Annotated in this window: 10 protein-coding genes; 2 read left to right on the forward strand and 8 right to left on the reverse strand. The window is 33.4% G+C overall.

From position 1 onward, the window contains the following. Positions 1-52: 52 nt before the first annotated feature. Positions 53-697 carry a pyroglutamyl-peptidase I gene (pcp, locus tag JOC73_RS13985; RefSeq protein WP_204404314.1) on the reverse strand — a complete coding sequence of 215 codons (645 nt, stop codon included), beginning with the start codon at positions 695-697 and terminating at the stop codon, positions 53-55. A 115-nt stretch (positions 698-812) separates the two neighbouring features. Here pcp and JOC73_RS15545 point away from each other — a divergent pair, with 115 nt between their 5' ends. Continuing rightward, positions 813-1,127 carry a transposase gene (locus JOC73_RS15545; RefSeq protein WP_408626941.1) on the forward strand — a complete coding sequence of 105 codons (315 nt, stop codon included), beginning with the start codon at positions 813-815 and terminating at the stop codon, positions 1,125-1,127. A 1,003-nt stretch (positions 1,128-2,130) separates the two neighbouring features. On the opposite strand, the gene JOC73_RS14000 is transcribed toward JOC73_RS15545, so the two are convergent. The 5 genes from JOC73_RS14000 to JOC73_RS14020 all read right to left on the reverse strand — a co-directional run bounded on the left by JOC73_RS14000 (position 2,131) and on the right by JOC73_RS14020 (position 5,275). Next, the gene (locus JOC73_RS14000) at positions 2,131-2,520 is read right to left on the reverse strand and encodes a signal peptidase II (protein ID WP_204404316.1); all 390 of its coding nucleotides are present in this window, start codon (positions 2,518-2,520) and stop codon (positions 2,131-2,133) included. After that, positions 2,507-2,989, reverse strand: a complete 483-nt coding sequence (locus JOC73_RS14005) for a hypothetical protein (protein WP_204404318.1) — start codon at positions 2,987-2,989, stop codon at positions 2,507-2,509. The genes JOC73_RS14000 and JOC73_RS14005 overlap by 14 nt, the downstream gene beginning before the upstream one ends. Before the next feature lie 90 nt (positions 2,990-3,079). Further along, positions 3,080-3,604, reverse strand: coding sequence for a hypothetical protein (locus JOC73_RS14010; protein WP_204404320.1), 525 nt, complete (start codon positions 3,602-3,604; stop codon positions 3,080-3,082). A gap of 11 nt (positions 3,605-3,615) precedes the next feature. Beyond that, positions 3,616-4,260, reverse strand: coding sequence for an N-acetylmuramoyl-L-alanine amidase (locus JOC73_RS14015; protein WP_204404322.1), 645 nt, complete (start codon positions 4,258-4,260; stop codon positions 3,616-3,618). Between the two features lie 133 nt (positions 4,261-4,393). Continuing rightward, complete coding sequence (locus JOC73_RS14020; protein WP_204404324.1) at positions 4,394-5,275, reverse strand: Cof-type HAD-IIB family hydrolase; 882 nt, start codon at positions 5,273-5,275, stop codon at positions 4,394-4,396. Positions 5,276-5,507: 232 nt separating this feature from the next. Between JOC73_RS14020 and JOC73_RS14025 the strand changes: the two genes are divergently transcribed. Then, positions 5,508-6,017: a ferritin gene (locus tag JOC73_RS14025; RefSeq protein ID WP_204404326.1), complete on the forward strand. Its 510-nt coding sequence runs from the start codon at positions 5,508-5,510 to the stop codon at positions 6,015-6,017. Between the two features lie 119 nt (positions 6,018-6,136). On the opposite strand, the gene JOC73_RS14030 is transcribed toward JOC73_RS14025, so the two are convergent. Continuing rightward, positions 6,137-6,943, reverse strand: coding sequence for a DUF2935 domain-containing protein (locus JOC73_RS14030; protein ID WP_207755117.1), 807 nt, complete (start codon positions 6,941-6,943; stop codon positions 6,137-6,139). Between the two features lie 109 nt (positions 6,944-7,052). Further along, positions 7,053-8,660, reverse strand: coding sequence for a DEAD/DEAH box helicase (locus JOC73_RS14035; RefSeq protein ID WP_204404328.1), 1,608 nt, complete (start codon positions 8,658-8,660; stop codon positions 7,053-7,055). Between the last annotated feature and the right edge of the window lie 268 nt (positions 8,661-8,928).

An 8,928-nucleotide genomic window follows, 5' to 3' on the forward strand; every position in this document is an offset into this window, starting at 1 on the left:
CTATGTAACATCGCCAGTTATCATTAGGGTACCCAGTTTAGGGGTAGATTTATTAGTAAATTGTACCCCCTGTTACTTTAATATCCTCCTTTAGCTCTGCCATAGCCCCAATAGCAAGCTCCAGTCCTTTAGCAATGTCCTCCAACTCCATGGCTGGTACATTTTCTTTATCCTTCACCTGTTCAGTGATAAAAGGAATGTGGACAAAGCCCCCTTGAAGATTGCGGTTATTTTTATTGATATAATATAATAACCCATACATCAAATGATTACATACATAGGTTCCTGCACTGTTGGATACCATTGCTGGGATATCCTGTCTTTTCATTGCCTCCACCATAGCTTTAATAGGTAATTTTGCAAAATAAGCATTTTCCCCATCCTCAAAGATTTTTTCATCAATAGGTTGATTATCTTCATTATCAGGAATACGGGCATCATCTACATTGATCCCTACTCTTTCAACGGTGATTTCTTTTCTTCCTCCAGCTTGTCCCACACATAATACTGCATCTGGTTTTTCTTTTTCTATTGCTGCATACAATACCTCTAGTGATTTTCCGAATACTACTGGAAGCTGTTGGGTAATCACTTCAAAATCTTTTATTTTCTTCGGTAATAATTTTAGCACCTCCAAGGATGGATTTATTGCTTCTCCTCCAAAGGGTTCAAATCCTGTCACTAATATTCTCTTCAATTACAGCACCTCTTCCTATTCTTCTAGAACTTTTTATTTTTTTTATACATGTTCTTATTAATAATTGTAATGGTATACTAAAGTTATAACATCTCTTTTCTAAATAAATGATATAATTTGTTTAGAAAAGAAGTTAGAATCAAGACAAAAAAGAAAATACGAACCAGAATTCAAAAATAAAATCCTCCGCCTTCATCTGGAAGAAGGACGAACGCTATTAAGCCTTTCAGATGAGTATGGTGTACACAAAGCTACTATCTCAAACTGGGTTAAATCCTACCGTGAAGAATGCGAAACCAATCCTACAATTCAAGAGGAACGTGATCACTTTAAAAGAAAACCTAAACTTCGTAAACAACTGGAAGAACTTGAAAAGGAGAATAGCTTTCTTAAAAAAGCAGCGGCATTGTTTGCGAAAGAGATAGATTAACGGTTTACCATTTTATCAAAAATAATTATAAAGGTTTTGGAGTCCGATGGCTTTTAAATAAGTTCAATATTGGCCCAAATGCATATTACAACTTTCTGAAAGATTGAAAGGCTTCTTATCATGCAAAAAGACAAGTAGTACTAGATATAATAAAGCCTATTTATCATTCAAATAAACAGGACTCTCGGACATCGTAATATGAAAGTTTTCCTTTCTAGAAAAGGCTGAAATCACAGTAAATTCACCGTTCACAAGTACATGAACAAAGAGCTAGGCTTAAAATCTATAATAATGAAGAAAAAGCCAGCATATTTATGAGGAACTAGCCATAAGGTATTTCCTGATCTTCTTAAACGTGAAATTAAAGCCCAGATACCCAAATCAGTTTAGTGTACTGACTTTACCTATATGAATCTAAGTAATGGAAACAACCGTTATAATTGCACTATCTTAGACCTGTATGATAGGTCGTCGTCTGAAATAGCAACCCTCAATGGTAAGGAGATAACATCAGATTTAGCTATTAGAGCATTAGAACTAGCAATAAAAAATCATAAACCAGCTGCCGGTTTAATATTGCATAGAGAGAGATTACGGAAGTCAATATACCTCTAAAAAATTTACAGAATACTGCCAAAATAAAAAGATTACCCAAAGTATGAGTAAGGCAGGTTATTCTTATGACAATTCTCCAATGGAGAGGTATTTCAATACATTCAAGAATGAATCAATATATCCTCTTCAATTTTAAGAACGAAGATGTGCTAAATAGATTATGCCTATGCCTAAGTTGGAACAATCATGTTAAACCTTCCTTCAATGGAGGAGCAATCTTTTTTGAAGCTAGCCTAGATACAGATCATAAAAACATTAGACTAAAGTGTTATAACTTTGCTTGACCAGAACAAATTAATGTGTAGTATATTAAATAGAATTATATTTATAATAGCAAAAATAAACACAAAATACACCCTAAAAGAGAGGTGTATTTTGCTTGATAAGCTTATGTCTTGCTAAACTTTCTTGTAATAACTACTATACCTAATAAAATGTATACATCTGCTAAATTAAAAGCTATCCTACTACCTAAGTTTATCCAATCTATTACAAAACCTATTAAAAGTAAATCTATTAAATTAGAACTAACGCCGGCAAATATAATAAAAATTCCTATGTTAATAAAGTTATAATTATTCATTATTGCAATTAGAATAGTAATACTACTAAACAACATTAAAGCTATACCTAGGCTCATTTTTCCATTTCCGTATATATCTATAGATAATATATTTTTTATAATTACTATTTGGTCACAATTTTTTAGTGTCATCTTTATGATTTGATCTAGGCTAATAAGGCCTAAACAAATTAATAAATTTTTATACTTTAGCATGCCTTTTTTTCCCTACAATATAATATATGTCTCCTAAGAAAAAACCTAAAATATGTATTAGAATTGTAATATTTACGGAGTAAAATAAATTATATAACGCTTTAAATCCAAATACCTTATGTAGAATTGGTCCTAATCCACCTAAATGTAAAAAAGTATATCCTAAAAAGTCGAAAATAGTCTGTTTGTAAACTTGATTATCTATCTTGTTTGCAATTAACACCAATGCTATGAAAGGCATTATCAATATTAACGATGTAATAATGCCGTTAAAATTTGAATTTAATGATTTATTTAATCTAATAGTTAAGTAGCTTGAAATTATTATAAAGCTAATTGATAATACTGTACAAGCAACCTGCATTAAATAATAATTGTTGTAGGAAAAATAAAAATATCTAATAGGTAAACTTGTTAGAATCTGCATTAATAATACCGTAATAATAAATTTTAAAGACCTTTTTTCCATATAAACCTTCCTTTTCTTTCATTTTTAACCTACTATCCCATTAAATACTTAATTTAATAGAATAGTAGGTAAGTAAACTTAATATTTGTCTTACTTTATCTTTTTATTTAATTTTACTTTTATATAATCACTATCTTCTTCTATATTAACTTCAGGTTCTTCACTAACACCAAAATATAATACCATCATTGCATCATCTGGTGGATACGCTATCTTAACATTATTCAATAGTCTATTTGATTTATCTTCTGCTGTTTGTAAATCTTTAGATAGTTTCTCCATCTGATTTTTACCATTTTTCTGTATCCAAGTATCAGTAAAAGTAAGTTCAATTATATAGTTTCCTAATGTATCATCCTTAACTTTTTTTTCTCCAAAATAAACCAAATCGTCTCCTTTTAAGACTTTAATAGTAGGTTTAAGTTTGTCTTTACTTGAATGAGTCAAATCTAATTGAATTTCAGCATAATCTTCACTATTATTAGTTATTTTGTGACTCTTAATTTGATGTTTACCACCCAAATCTTTTTCAAAATCAGTATTCGTAGCATTAATAAAATATATACTTGCTAGTGCAACGCAAATAACTATAGGTAACATTATTATTTTTTTCATATTTTCACTCCTTAATTTTTCTTCATGCTCTGACTTAAATTTCCTGCAAGTGAATCATAAATCCATGCTTCCATATTTCTTCCAGGGCATGCTGTATCAGCAAAATCATTATGATTTTTTACAAATGTCAGATCTAGTGAATCTCTATAGCCCAGATACCTAGATAATGAAACCATCGCATTGTATGATGCAGTTGTAACTGAGTTAGCCCCAATCCCCCATACGCCTTCATAGTCACCTAAATTTACTATTCCAATATTGTTATTATATCCCGAAGTATGCGCACCCATTTTCGTATCTGCTCTACCCGTCCATATCCTACCAGCTGGATCTATTATATAATGATATGCTATATCATCCCAATTCTTGTTATCCATGTGGTAGTCTTGAATTTTTTTAATCTCAGCAGCTGCATCTGCTTGACTAGTGCTACTAAATTTCCATCCTGTATGATGGAAAATTAAATAAGTTCCAGCTCCTCTATTATCTAATACTGTCTTAGGGGCTCTAGTCGTCCAACTTGATCTTGATAAAATTGTAGGTTTGGGCTGGTACTGCCAACTAGTAGCGGCAAAAGCAGAAACCTCTAAAGCTACTAGTGTACACACGATACAAAATACTAATAACATCTTTTTCGTTAGTTTTTTATTTAACATTCGTATTCCTCCATAATTTAAGATTAACAGTACCGTCTTAATTGAGCTCAGTTAATTATACCTAAATTGCAAAATAATGTAAATGATTTTTTTAAATTATTAACATTTTTCAATAATAAGTAGTCATAAATACCTATTTTATTACAGACTTCCTTGTATTATTCATCAAAACGACTTCTATTAAATAGCTAATCCCATCCTCTTCATTACTCTTAGTTACCCAATCGGCAACTTCTAATACTTCAGCCTCACTATTTTCCATTGCTACCCCCAATCCAGCAAAAGTAATCATAGATAAATCATTATGATTATCCCCTACTGTAATGGTTTCTTCCTTCGATACACCCAGTTCGGCTAAAACTTTCTTCAACGCCCGTCCCTTAGTGGCATTTGTATCTAATATTTCAATATTGAATTTTCCAGAGCTAGTAACGTGAACACCCTCTACAGATTCTAAGGGGGCTCTTAATTTCTTGAGTCCTTCAATATCCTTTGAATAAACAAAGATACTTGAAAGCGCGCCCCCATCCCCTACGTACCTAGATAAATCCACCCGCTTGTGGGTGCCAGATAAATATACCATCCAAAGGGCCTGCACCCAACTATTGAACTTAGATACATTTTTCTTCTGCCCAATAAAGTGTTGGATAACTTTTACTCTTTCCCAGTAGGATTGTACATAACTATAATGGAGGCCCGTGGCATGATAATAAATCCCAGATTCTTCAAGAATTCTTAGTGCCTCTATAGTAGGCTTCTTTTCTAAATTCGTCACCTGTACCACCTCTAGGGCTTTATTTCGAACTACAGCCCCATTGTTAGTCACTACCCAACATGGGAATCCCAGTTGTTTTAGATAAGGTTCTAACATGCCAAAGGGTCTGCCCGTACAAATAACGATCTCCATTCCCATTTCTTTAGCTTTTCTCAAAGCTAATAAATCCTCGTTTGATATACTCTTGTTATTTTTTAATAGGGTTCCATCCATATCCGTAGCCAAAACTTTATATTTCATCGATTGCCTCCTTAGAACTTTCAATTTTCTTTAATTCTATTATATCGTCTATTTCCCTTCAACAAAACATATAATCTATAATTGTTTCGCGAACTCCTATGTGGGTATAATCGTTATGAGTTGACAAATTGGTTAGCTTATTTTACCATATAACTTATATAACAACTATTTTATAGTATTACTATAAAATAGTTTGTCATAATAATAAAGAAAACAAATTGGAGGGGATTATATGTTATCACAAAAATTATTAGATGCATTAAACCAACAGGTAAAATTTGAGTTTTCTTCTGCTAACTATTACTTAGCTATGGCTGCTTATTGTAAATCTGAGGATTTAGATGGTTTTGCTAATTTCTTTGTAGTTCAAGCCGAAGAAGAAAAATTCCATGCAATGAAAATGTTCAACTTCATCAATGAATTAGGTGGAAGAGCTTTAATCTATGGATTTGAAGATCCAAAGAATGACTTTACATCTGTGGAAGAGGTTTTTCAAACAGCTTTAGACCATGAAAAAATTGTTACCGACAGAATCAATCAGTTAATGGATATTGCAGTAAATGAAAAAAACTATGCATGTGTGAGCTTCCTTAACTGGTATGTAGATGAGCAAGTTGAAGAAATGTCTATGATGACAGGATTACTAAACAAGATTAAACGTATAGGTGAAAGCAGCCATGCAATTTATATGTTAGATGCTGAATTAGCAACTAGAACATTTACACCACCTGCTGCTGAATAAAATTTATTGTAGATTTTATTATCTAATCTAATAAAACAGCCCATCCTTATTAGGAATGGGCTGTTTTATTATTTCTTCTTGAATCTGAGTGTTTTTTGAATATGAATTTTAATTGATTACTATTCCGTCCTAGGCTTTGTTGGATCACCGGCAGGTTCCATTACCTCCGTCACCATAGATACCTTTTTCAAATAATACCACTCTTCCCTCGCCATATGATCTAATATTAACGGCGATAATGTACCCAAAAGCTGTTCCTCCAACTCTAGCTTTTCCAGATCTCGTATGTACTCTTTAAATAAATTAATTTCATAGGCTACATCTGAGTTGAACCTTTCAAAAGCAGGAAAATTGGTAAGACTACTCCTCATAAACCCACACATCTCTACTGCCTTAATATATAAATCTTGAAAACGCCCGTGAAAGCCCCTACTGATTTCTTTAAATCGCACCTCCACATCATCTAAAGAAGCATCTATGGCACTGGCATGACCGCCTGCATCCAATAGCCAAACCAAATGTTCATATATGGCTGTCGTAACAGGTATTTGTTTAGATAATAAATACCCCAGTATCATCATGTAGTGTTCTACTTCATTTACCATATGATTAATAAAGGTTGGTGGTAGTCCAATGGAAATATCATTGGTCAGTTGCTTTTTTATAATCTCTAGTTTATATAATCTTAAATCCTGTACATGGCTATACCCCCGATGGGACAGCTCAAGTACCTCTTTTTCTGTTAAATCTTTTCTAGCTTCCTGTAATAAGTCATCAAAAACATCAATGAAATAATATGCTCGATCAATCATGATTGTTTCCTTTGGTGAAAGCTCTGATAAAATAAATCTAGCATGATCTCCTAAAATCTGATACCAAAATTGATTTTCAAAGAGTGCAGCACTCCGATAGCAGCTATAATCCAATAGGATCCCTCCTTTTAATAAAGCATCTACCCTTTATTATTATGCTTATCAAATAATAGCTAGAATAAAAAAAGTACCAATCACCCCAGGATCAGTACTTTTGCTTTATTTATCTCGTTCTGCTACGGTTTTTAGCAACCTCGATATTGATTCTTCTACCTTTAATACGATTCTTATCCATTGCCTTCAATACTTTTTTCTCGTATTTTTCTGGGACTTCTACAAAGGTGAACTTGTCATACATATCGATTACACCCACCATGCTACCCTTAATGCCAGCCTCTGCTGCAATAGTTCCCAAGATATTACTTGGTTTTACCCCATGGTCTTTACCGATATTAATGAACATTCTCACCATTCCTGGGTCTTTTGCTGTGTCTCTAGTCTCTCTTGCAGAAACTTCAATAGCCGATTCAAGGGTTTCAACTTCATTTAGATTTACTGCCATCTTCAGTAGAGCAGCACCAATATCTATAGAACTGTAGGTTTCTGCCATCTTCTCGATGAAGTTAGTGTATTCTGCTAACCCGCCTTTTTCAATAGTAGAAGTGATTTGCTTGCCAATGTATTCTTTTTGCTTATCCATTATATCACTAACGGTTGGCAGTTTTTTTCTTTGGATTTTAGATTTAGTATAATTCTCTAATGCCTTTAGAGTCCTAATCTGTCTTGGGACAACCAAGGTATAGGCTAAACCTACTCTACCCGCTCTACCCGTTCTACCGATTCTATGAACATAATATTCAAAGTTATCTGGTAAGTCATAGTTAAAGACAAGGGCTACATTATCAACATCAATACCTCTAGCAGCTACATCTGTTGCTACCAACAGGTCTATCGTACCATCTCTAAACTTCTTCATTACGCGATCTCTTTGAGTCTGCTTTAGATCTCCATGAATACCCTCTACAGAATATCCTCTACTTTGAAGTTTCTCTACAAGGTCATCTACACCTTTTTTAGTATTACAGAAGATGATTCCTAGCTCTACCTTCTCCATGTCTAAAATACGAGATGTAGCCTCCACTTTTTCATGGGGCTTCACTTCAAAATAGTATTGATCAATATGGGGTACTGTCAACTCCTTATGTACCACTTTAACCTTTTCAGGCTTCTTCATATGCTTCTTAGCAATCATTTCAATTTCTTTTGGTATTGTTGCTGAAAACATAAGTGTCTGACGATCTTCTGGCGTTTCATTTAATATCATTTCAATATCTTCTAAGAAACCCATATCTAACATTTGGTCAGCTTCGTCTAGAACTAGCCCCTTTATGTGGTCAAGTCGAAGAGTTTTTCTTTTAATATGATCAATAACTCTTCCTGGGGTTCCAACGACCACTTGAACACCTTGTTTTAGAGCCTTTATTTGCCGCTCGATAGGTTGACCTCCATAGATTGCTAAAGATCGCATCCCTTTGAGGTACTTTGAGAATCGACGAATCTCATCAGCTACTTGAATGGCTAACTCTCTTGTTGGGGTTAATATTAATATTTGTACCCCTTTCTGACCCATATCTACTTTTTCAATTAGTGGAATACTAAAGGCTGCCGTTTTTCCCGTACCTGTTTGGGCTTGACCTATAATATCTTTACCCTCCGCTACTAAAGGTATTGCTTGGGCCTGTATTGGTGTAGGGGCCTCAAACCCTAGTTCTTCTATTACTTTTAAAATCTCCTTGCCAATATTAAGTTGTTCAAATTCATTTGTTTTCATTTAATCGCTCCTATTCCTTTTATACTGAACTATTATATCTTTTTTAATTCCTTATGTAAACATATTTAATTAAAGCAAATAAAAAACGGCAAATAAAATGAGAAATACATATTAAGTATTTCCCACTTTTATGATTTTTATAATTTTGTTGCTCTACTCTTTAAAGAATATTACCATTGACACTCCCCATACCTGAAGGAAGGGGATTCTTGAATGATTAAACACCAGTCTATTTCTAGTAGGCGAGTATGACCTCAAGTTCGGGGTA

It is taken from the genome of Alkaliphilus hydrothermalis, from assembly GCF_016908555.1.
In the GTDB taxonomy this organism is placed as follows: domain Bacteria; phylum Bacillota; class Clostridia; order Peptostreptococcales; family Natronincolaceae; genus Alkaliphilus; species Alkaliphilus hydrothermalis.